Source organism: Pseudomonas sp. UBA7500 (genome assembly GCF_002478435.1).
Taxonomy (GTDB): Bacteria; Pseudomonadota; Gammaproteobacteria; order Pseudomonadales; family Pseudomonadaceae; genus Aquipseudomonas; species Aquipseudomonas palmensis.
The window spans coordinates 52,458-70,099 of the sequence record NZ_DLNW01000015.1; the positions used below are offsets into that span (position 1 = coordinate 52,458).

The following is a 17,642-nucleotide window of genomic DNA, read 5'->3' on the forward strand; positions in this document are numbered from 1 at the left end:
CGCTTCGCGCTCGATTCGCGGGTCAAGCCCGCTCCCACGCCCTGCGGGCAGAAGCGGATTATGCATGGCTCAATGATCTGTTTCGGGCCGCCAGGCCGTGGGAGCGGGCTTGCCCCGCGATCTGGTGCGCAGCGCCAGCAAAACCTGCCCACGCGGTTTTTCTGCCCACTCCGTTGCCAACCTCGCCCTACCAAGGCACTCTGCCATCGCTCGGCTGTTGCGCACCCTCGGCAATAAGGACCATTGCAATGACCTCACCCGATTTTCGGCCCAAGCCCGTCCACCAGCTGATCAGGGAGGACAGGCAAAGCCCGGTCAATCGCTTCTGGATCCCCGCCTACCAGCGCGGCTACCGCTGGAAACCCGAGCAGGTGCAACAACTGCTGGAAGACATCCTCGAGTTCGCCTACCGCAAGAACCCGCAGAACGACGACTTCTACTGCCTGCAGCCGCTGGTGCTAAAGGCCCGCGACAATGGCCAGTATGAAGTGGTCGACGGCCAGCAGCGCCTCACCACGCTGCTGCTGATTCTGCGTTTCTTCAACCAGCGGCTCACCGAAAGACACCGCGCACCGGTGTTCGAACTCAGCTACGAAACCCGCCCGCACCTGCCGGATTTTCTGCTTGAGCCCTCGGCCGAACAGGCCCGCGGCAATGTCGATTTCTTCCACCTGTACCAGGCCATGCACAGCATCGAGCACTGGTTCGATCAGCACGACAACGAAGTCGACGACTTCAAGTCCACCCTGCTCAACCGCACCAAGGTCATCTGGTACGAGCTGGCCGCCAGCGAGAACCCGGTGGACGCCTTCACGCGCCTGAACATCGGCAAGATCCCCCTGACCGACGACGAGCTGATCCGTGCGCTGTTCCTCAAGCGCAACGCCGACGACGCCTCGGGCGAAACGCCCCAGCAACTGCGCATCGCCCACGAATGGGATCAACTCGAAAAGGCCCTGCAGAACGACGCGCTCTGGTACTTCCTGAACGAGCAGCCAAGCACCGGGCAGAACCGCATCGGCTTCCTGTTCCAGCTGGTAGCCCGGCTGGAAGGCGCAAGCGCGCCAGCCCGACAGCGCTACTCCGTGTTCCATCACTACAGTCGCCGGCTGGCTGCCCCCGACGCCTCGGCGCAACCGCTATGGCAGCAGGTCAAGAACACCTGCATGCTGCTGGAGGAATGGTTCGAGGACCGCCGGCTCTACCACATCATCGGTTTTCTGGTGCAGCAGGGTGTCGCCGTGGCCGAGCTGTTCGCCCTCTCGCAAGGCCTGCCCAAGAGCCAGTTCGAACAGCGCCTGCGCCAGCGCGTGTTCATGCAACTGACCGGCTCGCCCCTGCCCCAGCCGGCTACCCGCGACGCCATTACCGATGCGCTCTCGCCCTTCCTCGCCGGCCTGGACTACTCACAGCGGGACAGATCGGCCATTCGCGCGACCCTGCTGCTGTTCAACCTCGCCAGCCTGCTGCAGAACCCGCAATCGAACGTGCGCTTCCAGTTCGACAGCTTCAAGAAGGAGCGCTGGGACATCGAACATGTGCGCTCGGTCACCGCCCACCGCTTCAACGGCGCCGAGGAAAAACAGCAATGGCTGCAGCGCTGCCTGCCGCACCTGCCGGACAAGACCGAAACCCGGCCTCTGCGCGAGGCCCTGGAGGCATTCATTGGCGACCCCAAGGGTGCAGACGATGAGGCTTTCAACGCGCTCCACCAGGCAGTGCTGGAGGCGTTCGGCGAAAACCAGGAGGTCGACGACAGCATCGGCAACCTCACGCTGCTCGACCAGAAGACCAACCGCAGCTACAAGAACGCGATCTTCGCGGTCAAGCGCGAGCGCCTGCTGGCCCTGGACCAGGGCGGCGTGTTCGTGCCGCTGTGCACGCGCAACCTGTTCCTCAAATGCTACAGCCCTGACGTCAAGCACCTGCTGTTCTGGGGCGAACAGGACCGCAAGAGCTACGCGCTTGCGCTCTTGCACACCCTGATAGCCTTCTTCGCCGACCCGCAGGAGCAGCACGCATGAGCGCCAACAGCCAGATCATCTTCGGCCAGCTGTTCGAGCGCTACGCCGGCACCCGCATCCCGCTGATCCAGCGCGACTACGCCCAGGGCAGGGCCGATACCGAAGAGGTGCGCAGCGAGTTCCTCGGTGCCCTGGCCCGCGCCCTGGCACTGCCGCCCGACGACCCGAGCCTGCCGCTGAACCTGGACTTCGTCTACGGCACGCTGAACCCCCAGCGCCAGTTCGTCCCGCTCGACGGCCAGCAGCGCCTGACCACGCTGTTTCTGCTGCACTGGTACCTGGCGCAACGCGACGGTGAGCTGGCAGCCTTCGCCCAGCTGTTCTGCAACGCCAACGGCAGCGCCCGATTCGCCTACAGCGTCAGGCCCAGCAGCAGCGAGTTCTTCGACGCCCTCAGCCAGCATGCGCCCTCGCCCGCGCTGGGTGCCGACGACTCGCTGATCGAGCACCTCACCGACCAGCCCTGGTACTTTCGCCACTGGCGCCTGGACCCCACCATCCAGTCATGCCTGACCATGCTGCAGGCCATGCACGAGCGCTTTCACAACGCCGCCACCGCCCGTTTTGCCCGCCTGATCGATGTACAGCGGCCGGTGATCAGCTTCCAGATCCTCGACCTGGACGACTTCGGCCTGGCCGACGACCTGTACATCAAGATGAACGCCCGCGGCATGCCGCTGACCGCCTTCGAGACGTTCAAGGCGCGCTATGAACGGCACCTGCACACCCAGTTCGACGGTCACACCCGGCAGATGCACGGCAAGCCGGTCAGCACCGCGACCTTCTTCGCCTGGCGCATGGACACGCGCTGGGCGGATTTTTTCTGGAACTTCAGCAACGCCCGCAATGACGCCACGGCCCCCGCGACCATGCGCCTGTTCGACCAGGCGGTGATGAACCTGTTGCAGATGGTCGCCGCGGCCACCCGCGCCGTCGATGCGCCGAGCTACGAAGCCGACCTGCTCAAGCTGCGCAACCGCCAGCAGCGCCTGAGCTACCAGGTGTACGAGGACAACGGCTGGCTCGATGATGCGTTTTCCGAAACCCTGATGCTGCTGCTCGAAGCCTGGAGCGAGGGGCCCGACAGTTTCGCCACCCAGTTGCCCACGGCGCACTACTTCGACGAGGTCGCCTTCTTCAACCACGCCATCAGCGACCAGCCACTGAACTACACCCGCCTGGTGCAGTTCTGCGGCTATGCGATGTTCCTGCGCCGCCATGGCAGCAGCCAACCGCAGGCATTTGGCGAGTGGATGCGGCTGGTGGTCAACCTGTCGGTCAATGCCAGCTACGACGGGCCGGACGATGTAAAGCGCAGCGTCAGCGGGCTCGGCGAAATGCTGGAGCAGGCGCTGGACATCCTCGCGCACTTTGCCAGCGTCGACAGGCCCGTCAGCGGCTTTCGCGGTACCCAGGTGCGCGAGGAAATCACCAAGGCGAAACTGATCGTCGCCGACAGCCAATGGCGGCCGCTGCTCGAACACGCCGAGCAGCACGGCTACTTTCAGGGCCAGATCGATTTTCTGCTCGACCACAGCAGCGCCGCCTGGGCGCTGCAAAGCCACGCGCATGCCACCTGGCAGGAACACTTTGCCAGCAGCCTTGCGCTGGCCGAGCAGATGTTCGACGACCACGGCCTACGCGCAATCGACGATTTCCTCTGGGAGCGCGCGCTGTTGAGCGAGGGTGATTACCTGCTCAAACGCGGCTACAACCATTCGTTCCTTGGCGACGGTCTCACAGGCCCTGGCACCTGGAAACGCCTGCTGGCCAATGAAGACGGCATGCGCGTGACGCTGTTCTGCCTCTGGAACCGACTGGACGAAACCCGCCCGCTGCCGGCCCAGTTGCAACGCATCATCGACCAGGCCCGGGTGCGGGAGCCGTGGCGCCAGGTGCTGATCCAGACCCCCTCGGCCCTCGGGTACTGCGCGTTGCGCCAACTGCGCTTCGAACGCGACCAGGTGTACCTGCTGGCCAGGGAACGCATGAGTGGCAGCCATGCCGAGCTGTTCAGCTTCGCCCTGCATCAACGGCTGCAAACCCCGCAGCGGCTGGCGCAACTGGCACCGCTGTCGGTCGAAGGCTACGTGCCGGTTTCCGGCAGTGCCGACGAACCCTACTTCTACCTGCTGCACAGGCACAGCCCGCAGGTGCACACCCATCTCTATGTCACCTCCACGTCGCATGGCTTCCTGCTGCAGATCGATGTCGATGAACTGCTCGGGCGCGACGCCCTGGCCCATGCCCTGCAGCAGGACTTCGACTTTGTCGTCGAGGCCGGCTACCTGCAGAGCCACTGCCCCCGCGACACGGTCGAACAGCGGCTGGTCGCGCTGGCCGGCCTGTTGGCGGCCTGAGGCACGCGGACTGCCCGCCGCCCTCCAAGTGGTCGGTTGATGCCCGCGCCCTGCCCCTATGCTTGGGCAGGTCGCGAGGCATGCAGCCTTGCCATCAACGAGGACCATCAGCGATGACCAGCAGTACCGCATCACTCGCCATCCGCCCCATCCAGCCCACCGACTTCGAGGCCTGGCTGCCGCTCTGGCTGGCCTATCAGGACTTCTACCAGGTCGACCTGGGCGAAGCCGTCAACGCCACCACCTTCAAGCGCTTTCTGGACCCCGACGAGCCCGTGTTCGCCGCAGTGGCCGAGTACGACGGCGAGCTGGTCGGCATGGTCACCTGGGTCATCCACCGCTCTACCTGGTCGACCACCCACTACTGCTACCTCGAAGACCTCTACGTCGCCCCGCAGATGCGCGGCCAGGGTACCGGCGAGCACCTGATCGCCTGGGTCAAGGCCGCCGCCGACCAGCAGCAGTGCACACGCCTGTACTGGCACACCCACCAGACCAACCATCGCGCCCAGCAGCTGTACAACCGTGTGGCCGTCAACCCCGGCACGATCCTCTACCAGATCGCGCTGTAACCTTCCCCCGTTCAAGGGCAGGCATGGACAGCCGGGCCCTGGCAGGTCAGCATGCCGGCCTGCCCTTCTTCACTGCACAGACGTCATGGCCCACAGTTTTCAACTCGACACCCTGAAGATCCGCCTGGCCGCCGCCGAGCTGGCCCCGCTGGAGCTGCGCGTGCGGGTACAGCGCGCCCTGCGCGAACTCATTCTTGCCGGCGAACTGCCACCGGGTTGCCGCCTGCCCGCCACCCGCACCCTGGCCAGTTCCCTGGGACTGTCTCGCGACACCGTGGAGATGGCCTATGTGCAACTGCAGCTGGAGGGCTGCATCTGCCGCCGCCCAGGCTCGGGCAGCTATGTGGCCGAGCACCTGGGGCCGCGTCTGCTGGGTGCACGCCCCCCGCGCACCGGCGCGCCGCAGCACGCGCCTGCCACCGTCGGCCTCAGCGCCCGTGGCGCGGCGATCCTGGCCAGCGGCGGGGTCAGCGACCAGCAGCAGGTCAAGGCCTTCGCCACCGGCCTGCCCGAGACGCGCAACTTCCCCCTCGACACCTGGGACCGCCTGCAACGCCAGGCCCAGAAGGACTACCGCGCCCAGGTGCTGCTGCATGGCGACCCGCTGGGTGCCGCGCCGCTGCGCCAGGCCATCGCCCGCTACCTGAACCTGGAACGCGGCGCCAGGGTGCACGCCGACCAGGTGCTGGTGCTGAGCAGCGCGCGCCAGGCGCTGTACCTGTGCGCGCAGGTGCTGGCCGACCCCGGCGGGCCGATCCTGCTCGAAGACCCGGGTTACTTTGGCGCGCGCAAGGCCTTCGAGATGGCACAGCTGCAGGTGGTGCCCGTGGCCGTGGATGAGCACGGCCTGCGCACCGACCTGCTGCGTGCCGACCGCAGCGGCGCCAACACCGTCTACGTCACCCCGTCGCACCAGTACCCCACCGGCGTCACCCTGGCCCTGGAGCGGCGCCTGGACCTGATTGCCTGGGCCGCCGAGCGCAACGGCTGGATCATCGAGGACGACTACGACAGCCAGTTCCACTACGACGGCCTGCCCACCGCCTGCGTGCAGGGCCTGGACAGCGCGCAGCGCACGATCTACCTGGGCACCTTCGCCAAGTCGCTGTACCCCGGCCTGCGCATGGGTTTCATGGTGCTGCCGCCGGCCCTGGTCGCGCCCATGAGCCACGCGCGCAGCATGCTCGACGGGCACACCCCGCAACTGGCCCAGTTGACCCTGGCGCGGTTTATCGAAGACGGCCATTTCGCCGCGCACATTCGCGCCATGCGCACGCTGTATGCCGTGCGCCGCGAGGCCATGGCCGAGGCACTGCACCAGCACCTGGGCGGCATCGCCAGCGCGCAGCTGCCACCGGGCGGCCTGCAGATGCTGTGCCGCCTGGAGCATGGCTGGAGCGAGGCCGAGACGATCCGCCAGGCCGCGCGGGCGGGCATCCACCTGCCCGGCCTCAGCCGCCTGTACGCCACGCCGCCGGCACAGGGCGGCTGGCTGCTGGGCTTCGCAGCGCTCACCCCGCACCAGATCGGCAGTGCCGTGGCACGCCTGGCCAAGGCCCTGCGCCCCGGCGTGCGCAGCGGTCTGGCGCAGGCCAGCGAGGTGGACTGATCGGGCCACCCCTGGCGCGGATACGCTCGGCACCCCAGCCCATCCCGCAAGGACCTGCCCATGAACCGAACCGCTTCGCGCCTGCACCCGCGTGACCTCGTCTCACCCACCCTGGCCGCCCTGATCAGCGTCATGGTCAACTATGGCGGCACCTTCGTGCTGGTGTTCCAGGCCGCGCAACTGGGCAACCTGAGCGCCGCGCAAACCGCCTCGTGGGTGTGGTCGGTGAGCATCGGCGTGGGCCTGACCGGGGCCTGGCTGAGCTGGCGCTACCGCGCGCCGATCATCACCGCCTGGTCCACCCCGGGCGTGGCGTTCCTGGCCACGGTCATGCCGTTCACACCCTATGGCGAGGTGATCGGCGCCTACGTGCTGTGCGCCATCGGCTTCATCCTGCTGGGGCTGTCGGGGGTGTTCGAGCGGCTGGTGCGCTGGATACCGGCCGGCATCGCCGCCGGGCTGCTGGCAGGCATCCTGCTGCAGTTCGGGGTCAACGCCTTCGGCGGGGCCAGCGCCGACCCACTGCTGGTGATCGTGCTGGTGCTCACTTACGCCGTGCTGCGCCGCTTCACCTCGCGCTTTGCCGTGGTCGGGGTGCTGGTGGCGGGCCTGGCCATGCTGCTGGCCCAGCAGCGCCTGGACCTGCACGGCGTGCACCTGAGCATGGCGCTGCCGGTGTTCGAAACCCCGCAGTTCAGCCTTGGCGCGCTGTTCGGCGTGGCGCTGCCGCTGTTCGTCATCACCCTCACCGGGCAGTACATGCCCGGCATGCTGGTGCTGCGCAACGACGGCTACACCACCAGCGCCAACCCGATCATCACGGTCACCGGGCTGGGGTCGCTGCTGATGGCGCCGTTTGGCGCCCATGCGTTCAACGTGGCCGCCATCACTGCGGCCATCTGCACCGGCAAGGACGCGCACCCCGACCCGGCCAGGCGCTACCTCGCCGGCATCGCCTGCGGGGTGTTCTACGTCACCGTGGGGGTTTTCGGCGTGACCCTGGCCAGCCTGTTCATGGTGCTGCCGCGCACCTTCGTCACCACCCTCGCCGGGCTGGCCCTGCTGGGCGCCATCGGTGGCAGCCTGGCCAGCGCGATGGGCGATGCGCGTACCCGCGAGACCGCGCTGATCACCTTTCTGGCCACCGCCGCCAATGTCACCCTGCTGGGTATCGGCGGCGCGTTCTGGGGGTTGCTGACCGGCCTGCTGGTGCATGCGCTGATGCACGCCGGCCGCCCGCTCAGCCCAGCCGTGGCGAGTGCGCCAGCAAGCCCTGGGTGTACGCCGCCTGGGGGTGGTCCAGCACATCCTGCGCCGGCCCCTGCTCGACAATCCGCCCTTCCCTGACCACCACCACGCGGTCGGCGATGGCGCGCACCACGCCCAGGTCGTGGGTGACGAACAGCAGGGTCATGCCCTCGCCCTGCAACTGCTTGAGCAGCGCCAGGATCGCCGCCTGCACCGACACGTCCAGGGCCGAGGTCACCTCGTCGCAGATCAGCACCGAAGGCTCGCACACCAGCGCGCGGGCAATCGCCACGCGCTGGCGCTCGCCACCCGACAGATGATGCGGGTACTTGTGCGCCGCATCCGGGGGCAGCGCGACCCGTGCCAGCGCCGCGTCGATACGCGCCCGGCAGGCCGCGCCCTTGAGGCCGAAGAAGTGCTCCAGCGGCGCTTGCAGGCACTGCGCCACGGTCTGGCGCGGGTTCAGGGCGCGGTACGGGTTCTGGAAGATGTACTGGATACGGTGGCGCGTGGCCGCGGGCCGCTGGCGCGCCAGCAGGCTCAGCGGCTGCCCGTCGAAGGTCAGCTCGGCCTGGGCGGTATCGCCCAGCCCCGCCAGGGTGCGCGCCAGGCTGGTCTTGCCCGAGCCCGACTCGCCCACCACCGCCAGGCATTCGCCCTTGTACAGGTCCAGCGACAGGTCGAACAGCACCTGGCGGTCGTAGCTCAGGTTGAGGTCGCGCAGGCTCAGCAGCGGCGTGTCAGCGCAGCTGAGCATCGTTGCCGGCACCACCGTCGGCGCAGCCACAGCAGTCAGTTGCGGGTGCAGGCAGGCGACCTGCTGCGCGCTGTCCAGCGCATTCAGCGACGGCTCCAGCGAGGTGCAGGCAGCGCTGCGGCGCGCGCACCGCGGGGCGAAGGCGCAGCCTTGCGGGCGCTGACCGGGCGCCGGGGCATGGCCGGCAATCGCCTGCAATGGGCGCTGGCGGGCCACGTCCGGAATCGCCGCCAGCAGGCCCAGGGTGTACGGGTGCGCGGGCCGCGCGAACAGGCGTTCGCGCTGCGCCACCTCGACGATGCGCCCGGCGTACATCACCATCACGCGGTCGACCAGGTCCTTGATCACGGCCAGGTCGTGGGACACGTACACCGCCGCCACCCCCTGCTCCTTGCACAGCCTGCGCAGGGTTTGCAGGATGTGCGCCTGGGTGCCGACGTCGAGGGCGGTGGTGGGTTCGTCGAGCACGATCAGGCGCGGGCGCAGCACGAAGGCCAGGGCCAGCATCACCCGTTGCTGCTGGCCGCCGGACAGTTGATGGGGGAAGCGCCTGAGAAACTCGCGATCGCCGGGCAGGCCGACGTCCACCAGGGTCTGCTGCAGGCGGTCGGCCTGGGCCGCGCGGGCAAGCTGCGGCTCGTGGGCCAGCAGGGTTTCGCGCAGCAGGTTGCCGATGCGCAGCGCCGGGTTGAGGGCCATGGCCGGGTCTTGCGCAACATAGCCGATCAGCCCGCCGCGGGCGCGGCGCAGGGCATCGCCCTTGAGCTCGAGCAGCGAGGCGCCGGCAATGTCGATGCGCCCGCCGGCAATCTGCGCTCCGCGCCGGGCATGGGCCAGCAGCGCGGTGGCCAGGGTGGTCTTGCCCGAGCCGGACTCGCCGACAAGGCCGAGGATTTCACCGGGGGCCAGGCTGAAGTGGATGTGGTCGATGATATCGGCGCCGCTGGCGAGTTCGACCCGCAGGTTCTCGACCCGCAACGCTTCGCCGGCAACGCCGGCTCCTACAGACGGTGCAAAACCTGTAGGCGCCGGCGTTGCCGGCGAAGAGGCCATCAAGGCATGCGCATTCATTTGCGTTCTCCCGCACTGTGCCGGGCAATGCCCTCGGCCAGAATATTGGTGCCGTAGGCGAACACCCCGATCAGCAGCGCCGGTGCCAGCACCGCCCACGGCTGCACCAGCAGCCCGGCCTGGTTCTCGTTGATCATCAGCCCCCAGTCCGCCGCCGGCGGCGCCACGCCGTAACCCAGAAAGCTCAGGCCCGACAACATGCCCACGCCCCAGGTCAGCATGTTGCCAAAGTGCACCAGCAGCGGCGTCAGCACGTTGGGCAGGATCTCGCGCAGCAGAATCCGCGTGCGCGAAAAGCCCATCATCTGCGCCGCCTCCACGAACTCCTGGCTGGCCACCGCCACCGCACTGCCGCGCGCCAGGCGGATCACGCCGGGGGTAAAGGCAATTGCCACGGTCATCACGATCAGCCACGGCGCGCGCCCCAGCATCGACACGATCAGCAGCACCAGGATCAGGTCCGGAAACGCCAGCCACACATCTGCCAGCCAGGTGATGGCCTGGTCCAGGCGCTGGCGCGACAGCCCGGCCAGCAGCCCCAGCGCCGTGCCCAGCACCAGCGCAATGGCAGCGGCCGCCAGCGACATCCACAGGATCGACACACCGCCACTGAGCAGCCGCGACACCACGTCGTGGCCCAGAAAATCATGCCCCAACGGCGCCTCGCCGCTGGGCGGCCCGTACACCCCGCCAACCATGTCGGTGGGCGCATGCGGCGCCAGCCACGGGCCCAGCAGCGCCAGCAGCACGATGGCCAGGGTCACCAGCCCACCCCGACGAATTTGCGGCTCACGCCAGACACTTGCACTGAACATGCTCTCTTCCTCTCAAGGGGCCTTGGCTGCCGGGCGGCGCCACCAGCTCTGGATGCCGCGACGGTTGCGCTGGATCAACGTGACCCGGCGCGCGGTGCGCAGCCTGGGGGTCAGCAGCACGGTGAGCAGATCGGCCAGCAGGTTGATCGCCACCACGCCCAGGGTGATCACCAGCACCACGCCCTGGATCAGCGGCAGGTCGCGCATCTGGATCGCGGTGTTGAGCTGGGTGCCGATGCCGGGGTAGCTGAAGATCACCTCGGCCAGCAGCGCGCCGCCGATCAGGGTGCGCAAGGTCAGGGCCACGCCCTGCACCGCCGGCACCAGCGCGTTGGGCAAGGTGTGGCGCCACACGATGCGCCATTCGGGCACCCCGCGCAGGCGCGCCGCACTCACGTAGTCGGATTCCAGCGCCTCGATCATCGAGGCGCGTACCAGCCGCGCCAGGTACGGCAGCGACGACAGGCTCAGGGCCAGGATCGGCAGCAGCAGAAACTCCAGCTGCTGCCACAGGTGCTTGTCCGGGTCGAGGATCGACACCGCCGGCAGCAGGCTGAACTGCGGCATGGAAAACAGCAGCACCAGCCCGATGGCCAGCAGAAAACCCGGGGTGGCCTTGAGAAAGATCAGCGCCGACAGCGCCCAGCGGTCCAGGCGGCTGTCACGCCGCAGCGCCAGGCTCACGCCGATGCTCAACGCCAGCGGCACCACCACCAGCAGCACGCCGCCCAGCAGCGCCAGGGTATTGCCAAAGCGCGCGAGAATGATGCCGGCCACCGGTTGGTTCGAATCCAGCGAGATGCCCAGGTCGCCGTGCAGCACCTGCCCCAGCCAGCTCAGGTACTGCAGCAGGATCGGCCGGTTCAGGCCCAGTTGCTCGCGCAGGGTCTGGATGCTCTCCAGCGGCGCGTCGGGGCCCAGGATCACCCGCGCCGGGTCCGAGGGCAGCGCCTGGGTGGCGATGAACACCACCAGGCTGATGACCCAGGCGGTGAGCAGGCCATAGCCCAGGCGCCCGATGAACCAGGGCAGCCAGGCCGGCAGTCGATGAGAGGTTGCGCACGGTTCAGGCATGGTTCAACCACAGGCTGTCAAAGCGCCAGGAGGCGAAGGTGGTCTGTTCGCCGTGCAGGCCGCCGACCTTGTTCGAGGCGGCGTCCAGCACGTCGGTGAAGCCCCAGATCAGCAGGCCGCCGCGCTGGTGCTGAATGGCCTGCGCCTCGTGTACCAGTTGCTTGCGCTGCGCCAGATCCGGCTGGCCGAGGGCCTGGGTGAACAGCGCACTGAAGCGCTCGTCACGGAAGTTGCTGCGGTTGTAGATCGCCAGCGGTGCATCGTTGTGCAGGCCGGTGGCCAGAAAGCCGCGGGCCGGTGTCGAGCCGGGCGACATCAGCCACTGCTCCTTCTGCGGGCCGTTGAATACCGAGGCGTCCACCGGCGTGACCTTGACCTGGACCCCGGCCTTCTTCGCCTGCTGGGCGAACACCAGGGCAGCGTTGATTTCGTTGGCGGTGGTGGTCAGCTCTATGCGCAGGTCGGTCTGCCCGGCCTGGCGCAGCAGCGAACGGGCCTGGTCCAGATCGAAGGGGCGCTGGGCGATGGCATGGTTGTAGGTGGGGTCGGTTGGCGAATACAGGTCGTTGGCGATGCGCCCGAAACCGTTGAGGCCACGGCCCACCAGCTCCTGGCGGTCGGCCAGCAGGCGGAAGGCCTGGCGCACCCGCTCGTCCTGGAACGGCGCCTTGGCGGTGTTGAGGTTGAAGCCACTGAACGAGGTGGTGGGCGACACCACCAGTTGCAGGCGCGGGTCGGCCTTGAGCAAGGCACTGTGCTCGGCCTGCACGCCGCTGGCGATGTCGATCTGCCCGGCACGCAGGGCGGCCACGCGCGATACCTGGTCCTTGAATTCGATGATCTCCAGCTCGTCGGCGTACGGCTGGTTGGGCTTGTAGTAGTTTTCGAAACGGCTGAACAGCGCACGCTGGCCCGGCACGAAACGTTTGAGCCGGTACGGGCCGGCGCCCACCGGGTTGCTGACCGGGTCGTAGTCGGTAGGCACGATGCCGCCGAAGGCAATCAGGGTCTCGTCCAGCGGGAAGAAACTGCGGCCCTGCTTGAAGCGGATCTCGATGGTGCGCTCGTCGAGCTTGCGCAGCGCCTGGCGGTCGATGGCGCCCACCAGCCCGGCAAATGGCGAGGCAAGTTTCGGGTCGGTCAGGCGCAGGATCGAGAACAGCATGTCGTCGGCGCCGATGCTCTTGCCGTGGTGGAACTCCAGCCCCGGCTTGATGCGAATGGTCCAGGCGCTGGCATCGGCATTGGGCTCGGCAAATTCGGCCAGGCCCAGGCGCGTGCTGACGTCGTCGTTCCACTCCCAGAACTTGCTGTACAGCGCCCAGCCGCGAATGATCCCGCCACCGGAAGGCTTGTGTGCATCCAGGTTGCCGGCCTGGTCGCCGTCGATGATGCCGACGCGCAGGCGCCCGCCGTGCACCGGGGTGCCCGGGCGTGCAATGGCCGCCGCGCTGCTGGCAGGCCCGCCGGCATCGCAGCCGCCCAGCAGGCTGGAGCCCAGCAACAGGCCGCCACCGACGGCCAGGCTGTTGCCGAGGAAGATCCGGCGCGAGAATTCATGAGGCATGGGCAGCTCCTTAGGCCGGCTCGGCAGCGGTGCGCGCACCCAGGCGCGGGATCTCGAACCCGTGGTCCAGTTCCAGCAGCGGGAACAGCAGGTCGGCCACCCGGTGCGCTTCATCGATCAGCGGAAAGCCCGAGAGAATGAACGCCGAGGTGCCCTGCTGCTGGTACTCGCGAATGCGCTCGGCCACCTGCTCGGCACTGCCCACCAGGTAGGTGCCGGACGACGGGCCGAGGATGTCGAAGCCGAACAGGCTGGGGCCGGTCCACACGTTGGGGTAGATCTCAAGCTCGCGCGCAGTGGGCAGGCGCCCGTCGCGGATGCTCTGCACGTTGCGCTGCACCTGCGGGTTGTCGCTGTGGAAGGTGTCCAGGGTCTGGCCCGGCGGCAGGCGGCGCTCGATGGCGGCGCGGGCGGTGGCCAGGGAGGTCTGTTGCAGCAGATTCTCGGCATGCGCCCAGGCTTGGGCCTCGGTCTCGCGCACGATGACCTGCAGGCGCGTGCCGTAGGTCAGTTCGCGGCCGATCTTCGCCGCTTCGGCGGCCACGCGGCGGAACTTGTCGCCCAGCCTGGGCGGGGTGTCGGCAAAGCTCAGGTACACGTCCAGCAGTTGCACCGAATGCGCCACGCCCACGTCCGAGGTGCCGGCGCCCCACAGGGGTACCGCCAGGCGCTGCGGCGGGTGCCAACCGCCCAGCGGATGGCGCGCCGCCGCAGCCGGGCGTGGCGCGAGCTGCACGTACTGGCCGTCGAAACCGGCGGTGTCGCCGGCATAGATGCGCTGGAAGGCGCGCCAGTATTCCAGGCTGAACTGGTAGCGCTCATCGTGCGGGTAATGAACACCCAGGGTGGCCAGGCCCGCGTCGCTGCCATTGACCACGTTGAACAGCAGGCGGCCGTTGGAGAACTCGTCGAAGGTCAGCGCCCACTTGGCCAGCACCGCCGGCGACAGCTCGCCCGGGTGCTGCGCCACCAGAAAGCGCAGGCGCTCGGTGGCATCGATCAGTGCCGCCGACACCGCCAGGCTCTCGTTGGGGCTTGAACCCAGCAGGGCGCCGTAGAACCCCAGGCGGTCACTGGCCACCGCCAGTTGCCTGAGGTGGGCGAAATCGGTTTTCCAGCGCCCCTGGGGCTCCCACGGGTAGGGGCCGTCGGGGCTGGTGAGGTACCACAGGATCTTGATGGCCATGGCAGGTTCCTCAGGCGCGTGGGCGGTCGATGGCCGGGACCAGGCCCAGCGCGTGGGCGCGGTCGATCAGCTTGCTCATGTTCCATTGCTGGGTGAGCACGCCGGGGCCGTAGGGGCGCGAGCCGCCGATGGACTCGGCCAGCAGTTGCAGTTGCGCGCCCTCCTCCAGCAGCAGGATGAATTCGGCGGTGGCGCGCAGGCCCTGGCGCCCCCACACGGTCGCACCGCCGTTGGCTTCGAGAATCGCCGGGGTGTAGGGGTTCTCGGCCAGGCGCTCGAGAATGAAGTCGACCTCGTCCTGGCGCCGGTCGATGTACACCGGCAGCTCGCGGGCCAGCTGGTAGCGCTGCACCGGCACGTAGTGGAACGGCAGGCTGCGCTGGGTCTGCGCCCAGGCGCCCAGGTACGGGGTGTGCACGTGGGACACCGTGGTGATGCCGGCGTCTTCGCGAAACAGCCGGGTGTAGCGGCCCAGCCCGCCCTTGCCCTGGCCATGCACCAGGTTGCCGGCAAAGTCGCTGACCGTGGCCTGCAGCGGCTTGCGGTAGTCCCACGGGCCTGGGTAGTTGACCGACACCAGCAGCTCGCGGCCCGGTACGCGCTCGATGAAGCCCACGGTGCCGGCGGCGGTGAGGGTGTTGGTTTCGCGGAACACGGTGAAGGCCTGTTCGGCCTCGTGCAGCACCTGCTCGATGAAGGCCTTGAGGTCGGCGTCGATCAGGTGCTCGGTGGTCAGTACGGTCATGGCGGACTCCTTGGTTCAGGCGCGGGCGCGCCGGGCCAGCAGTTGATGGGCAGCTTGCAGTGGACGCGGGTCGACCCAGTCGGCCAGGTTGAAATCGGCTTCGAGAAAGCCATGCAGGTTGAGGAAGGTCTTCTGGATGTCCAGGTAGCCCAGGCGCTGGGCCGAGAGGTCCGGGGCCAGGGTGGTGTGGAAGTCGCCACGGTAGGCTTCGTCCACGCCCTGGGCGCCGGCGCGGGTCTCGTCCTGCAGGATGCGCAGCAGTGCCTCGCGGTTGTGGCTGGCCCAGTCGGCGGCGCGCAGGGTCTGCGCGAGGAAGCGCACCACCAGCTCGAAGTGGTTGTCCAGCAGGCTCTGGTGCACGGTGATCGGCCGTGGCGTGCCGTTGTTGATGCGGTAACGCGGGTCGCTGATCTGGTCCAGGTCGATGCCCACCACCAGGCCCAGGCGGCGCGCTGCATCGGCAGCGGCGGCGCCCTTGACGTACACCGCGTCGACCTCGCCACGGGCCAGGTAGTCCAGCCCCGACCACAGGCGCTGCAGGCCCTGCTCGGGGGTGGGGGCGTCGTCCTGGTTGTGCAGCGCCACTTCCACCAGTTCGACATCGTCGAAGCTCAGGCCGGCCAGGCTCAGCGCGCCCTTGTAGCCATGCAGGCTCATGGCGCGGGCGATGCTGCCCGGGCGGTTGTCGCCCCAGGCCGGCAGCGCCAGGCGCTTGCCCTTGAGGTCCCGGGCGCTGCGGATGCCGGAGTCGGGGCGTACCAGGATGGTCTGCCATTCCTCGATCCAGGTCAGGCCGATCAGGCGGCTGGGCGAACCGGCGGCGCGGGCGGCCAGGGCCGGCACGTTGCCGCCCTCGCGAAACAGCCCGGGCAACTGGTGATCGTAGTGGTGATGGCCGAGCTGGCGGGCTTCCTGCAGGGTCTCCACCGGCAGGCCGTCGGCGGCGAATTCCTCCCCCAGCCAGCCCAGGGTGTAGGCGATGCCGGAGGCGGTCGGCACCGGGCAGCGGGTAAACCAGATCTGTTCGAGGGCCGGTGCGGCAGGCAACGGCAAGGTAGCGGCGATTGACATGGGCATGTTCCATCAAGCGAAGGTAGCCGTGCCATTGCAGCGCCCGTGCCAACTCACCAACTCATTGTTTTTGTTGGCTTTATAAAGACCTGTTGAACACCGGGTGCTGGCCTGGCAGCAGTGTTGCAGCTGCCCTGCTGCTGCCAGAGCAACAATCGGCGCCCCGCTGCTGCCCCAGCAGCACCCCGCCGCCCGCACCTGGCCGCAGTCCTTGTGGCACAAGGCTTTGCGGCGTGTGGCACAGAACCTGCTCAAGGGCCTGAAACCTGTTCATTCAAGGAAGCCCCCGCATGAGTACCCCGCCCCGCCGCCTGGAAAGCGCCGCCCAGGCCATCGCCGCCGCCCATGAAATCGCCGGCCAGATCGCCGAGCTGGCCCGCGACCGGCACAACAACCGCCAGTTGCCGCGTCGCCAGGCCCAGCTGCTGTCCGACAGCGGCCTGACCGCCATCGGCGTGCCCGCGCAGTTCGGCGGGCTGGGCGCTTCGGTACAGACCATCGTCGAGACCGTGCGCATCGTGTCCGCCGCCGACGGCGGTGTCGGGCAACTGCTGCAGATTCACAACGTGATGCTGCGCGGTGTGCTCAGCGGCTACCCGGATGAAGTGCGCGAGCGCCTGATCGCCGACCTGCTGGCCGGCAAGCGCCTGGGCAACGCCCTGGCCGAGGTCGGCGGCAAGAACAAGTTCGCCCTCAAGACCCGCATCGAGCGCCGCGAAGACGGCAAGCTGGTGCTCAACGGCAGCAAGTTCTACTCCACCGGCTCGTACCTGGCCGAATGGATCTCGCTGACCGCCGCCAGCGACGACGGCGGCGCCGGGGTGCTGCTGCACCGCGACACGCCGGGCCTGACCCTGCTCGACGACTGGGACGCCTTCGGCCAGAACAACTCGGTGAGCGGCACGGTGCAGTTCGACAACATCGAGCTGGACGAGCGCTATGTGCTGCGCCGCCAGGGCCCGATGAAGCGCACCGGGCTGACCTTCCCGCAGATACTGCACGCGGCCATCGACACCGGCATCGCCGCCGGCGCCCTGCAGGCCGGCATCGACTACCTCAACCAGCACGCGCGCCCGTGGGTGGAGAGCGAGGTGGAGCGCGCCAGCGAAGAGCCGCACATCATCCGCCAGATCGGTGAATACGCCGTGGCCCTGCGCGCCGCCGAATCGCTGCTGCGCGATGCCGCACGGACCTTCGATGCGCACGAGCTGGCCCCCGACGACAAGGCCCTGCAGGACGAGCTGATTCTCGCGGTAGCCACCGCGCGGGCGCACTCGGATGCCGCCTCGCTGAAGATCTCCAGCGACATCTTCTCGCTGCTGGGGGCCAGCGCCTCGCTGAGCAAATGGAACCTGGACCGCTTCTGGCGCAATGCGCGGGTGCACACCACCCACGACCCGATCCGCTGGCGCCTGCACCACGTGGGCAACTACTACCTCAACGGCATCGACCCGGGCGAATACACTGCCATTCTCGCCGCCAGGCAGAGCGCGGGCGCCAGCCGCTGAACACCGGGCGCGGGGCCTGCCCTGCGCCTGCTTTC

The 17,642-nt window shown here is 68.3% G+C and carries 13 protein-coding genes; 6 read left to right on the forward strand and 7 right to left on the reverse strand.

The annotated features are described in order from the left end of the window. The first annotated feature begins 248 nt into the window (after window positions 1-248). The 5 genes from B4I46_RS07500 (at window position 249) to B4I46_RS07520 (ending at window position 7,912) form a co-directional block, all read left to right on the forward strand. A complete protein-coding gene (locus tag B4I46_RS07500; protein ID WP_286899380.1) occupies window positions 249-2,024 on the forward strand; it encodes a DUF262 domain-containing protein in 1,776 nt (591 codons plus the stop codon). After that, a complete protein-coding gene (locus B4I46_RS07505) occupies window positions 2,021-4,384 on the forward strand; it encodes a DUF262 domain-containing protein (RefSeq protein ID WP_210015222.1) in 2,364 nt (787 codons plus the stop codon). Before B4I46_RS07500 ends, B4I46_RS07505 begins: the two co-directional genes overlap by 4 nt. Before the next feature lie 113 nt (window positions 4,385-4,497). Then, a complete protein-coding gene (locus B4I46_RS07510; RefSeq protein ID WP_054915360.1) occupies window positions 4,498-4,956 on the forward strand; it encodes a GNAT family N-acetyltransferase in 459 nt (152 codons plus the stop codon). Between the two features lie 85 nt (window positions 4,957-5,041). Further along, window positions 5,042-6,565, forward strand: coding sequence for a PLP-dependent aminotransferase family protein (locus B4I46_RS07515; protein WP_210015223.1), 1,524 nt, complete (start codon window positions 5,042-5,044; stop codon window positions 6,563-6,565). Between the two features lie 60 nt (window positions 6,566-6,625). Further along, the gene (locus tag B4I46_RS07520; RefSeq protein ID WP_286899382.1) at window positions 6,626-7,912 is read left to right on the forward strand and encodes a benzoate/H(+) symporter BenE family transporter; all 1,287 of its coding nucleotides are present in this window, start codon (window positions 6,626-6,628) and stop codon (window positions 7,910-7,912) included. On the opposite strand, the gene B4I46_RS07525 is transcribed toward B4I46_RS07520, so the two are convergent. The 7 genes from B4I46_RS07525 to B4I46_RS07555 are packed head-to-tail and all read right to left on the reverse strand — an operon-like array spanning window position 7,806 to window position 16,099. Continuing rightward, complete coding sequence (locus B4I46_RS07525) at window positions 7,806-9,641, reverse strand: dipeptide ABC transporter ATP-binding protein (RefSeq protein ID WP_286899384.1); 1,836 nt, start codon at window positions 9,639-9,641, stop codon at window positions 7,806-7,808. The genes B4I46_RS07520 and B4I46_RS07525 overlap by 107 nt on opposite strands. Beyond that, a complete protein-coding gene (locus B4I46_RS07530; protein WP_104573098.1) occupies window positions 9,638-10,456 on the reverse strand; it encodes an ABC transporter permease in 819 nt (272 codons plus the stop codon). Before B4I46_RS07530 ends, B4I46_RS07525 begins: the two co-directional genes overlap by 4 nt. A 12-nt stretch (window positions 10,457-10,468) precedes the next feature. Then, window positions 10,469-11,530 carry an ABC transporter permease gene (locus B4I46_RS07535; RefSeq protein WP_054915363.1) on the reverse strand — a complete coding sequence of 354 codons (1,062 nt, stop codon included), beginning with the start codon at window positions 11,528-11,530 and terminating at the stop codon, window positions 10,469-10,471. Then, a complete protein-coding gene (locus B4I46_RS07540) occupies window positions 11,523-13,097 on the reverse strand; it encodes an ABC transporter substrate-binding protein (protein ID WP_196932390.1) in 1,575 nt (524 codons plus the stop codon). The genes B4I46_RS07535 and B4I46_RS07540 overlap by 8 nt, the downstream gene beginning before the upstream one ends. A 10-nt stretch (window positions 13,098-13,107) precedes the next feature. Further along, window positions 13,108-14,283: an LLM class flavin-dependent oxidoreductase gene (locus B4I46_RS07545; RefSeq protein WP_043860482.1), complete on the reverse strand. Its 1,176-nt coding sequence runs from the start codon at window positions 14,281-14,283 to the stop codon at window positions 13,108-13,110. A 10-nt stretch (window positions 14,284-14,293) separates the two neighbouring features. Next, a complete protein-coding gene (locus tag B4I46_RS07550; RefSeq protein ID WP_054915366.1) occupies window positions 14,294-15,028 on the reverse strand; it encodes a class II aldolase/adducin family protein in 735 nt (244 codons plus the stop codon). Between the two features lie 15 nt (window positions 15,029-15,043). Further along, complete coding sequence (locus B4I46_RS07555) at window positions 15,044-16,099, reverse strand: ABC transporter substrate-binding protein (RefSeq protein ID WP_286899392.1); 1,056 nt, start codon at window positions 16,097-16,099, stop codon at window positions 15,044-15,046. 290 nt (window positions 16,100-16,389) lie between these two features. On the opposite strand from B4I46_RS07555, the gene B4I46_RS07560 reads away from it, so the two are divergent. Beyond that, window positions 16,390-17,607 carry an acyl-CoA dehydrogenase family protein gene (locus tag B4I46_RS07560; protein ID WP_286899394.1) on the forward strand — a complete coding sequence of 406 codons (1,218 nt, stop codon included), beginning with the start codon at window positions 16,390-16,392 and terminating at the stop codon, window positions 17,605-17,607. Window positions 17,608-17,642 lie beyond the last annotated feature (35 nt).

Bases quoted from the DNA above. Each gene is read 5' to 3' on its own strand.
- B4I46_RS07550 (WP_054915366.1), bottom strand. From the start codon at position 15,028: ATGACCGTACTGACCACCGAGCACCTGATCGACGCCGACCTCAAGGCC.
- B4I46_RS07530 (WP_104573098.1), bottom strand. From the start codon at position 10,456: ATGTTCAGTGCAAGTGTCTGGCGTGAGCCGCAAATTCGTCGGGGTGGG.
- B4I46_RS07560 (WP_286899394.1), top strand. From the start codon at position 16,390: ATGAGTACCCCGCCCCGCCGCCTGGAAAGCGCCGCCCAGGCCATCGCC.
- B4I46_RS07555 (WP_286899392.1), bottom strand. From the start codon at position 16,099: ATGTCAATCGCCGCTACCTTGCCGTTGCCTGCCGCACCGGCCCTCGAA.
- B4I46_RS07520 (WP_286899382.1), top strand. From the start codon at position 6,626: ATGAACCGAACCGCTTCGCGCCTGCACCCGCGTGACCTCGTCTCACCC.
- B4I46_RS07505 (WP_210015222.1), top strand. From the start codon at position 2,021: ATGAGCGCCAACAGCCAGATCATCTTCGGCCAGCTGTTCGAGCGCTAC.
- B4I46_RS07535 (WP_054915363.1), bottom strand. From the start codon at position 11,530: ATGCCTGAACCGTGCGCAACCTCTCATCGACTGCCGGCCTGGCTGCCC.
- B4I46_RS07510 (WP_054915360.1), top strand. From the start codon at position 4,498: ATGACCAGCAGTACCGCATCACTCGCCATCCGCCCCATCCAGCCCACC.
- B4I46_RS07500 (WP_286899380.1), top strand. From the start codon at position 249: ATGACCTCACCCGATTTTCGGCCCAAGCCCGTCCACCAGCTGATCAGG.
- B4I46_RS07525 (WP_286899384.1), bottom strand. From the start codon at position 9,641: ATGAATGCGCATGCCTTGATGGCCTCTTCGCCGGCAACGCCGGCGCCT.
- B4I46_RS07545 (WP_043860482.1), bottom strand. From the start codon at position 14,283: ATGGCCATCAAGATCCTGTGGTACCTCACCAGCCCCGACGGCCCCTAC.
- B4I46_RS07540 (WP_196932390.1), bottom strand. From the start codon at position 13,097: ATGCCTCATGAATTCTCGCGCCGGATCTTCCTCGGCAACAGCCTGGCC.
- B4I46_RS07515 (WP_210015223.1), top strand. From the start codon at position 5,042: ATGGCCCACAGTTTTCAACTCGACACCCTGAAGATCCGCCTGGCCGCC.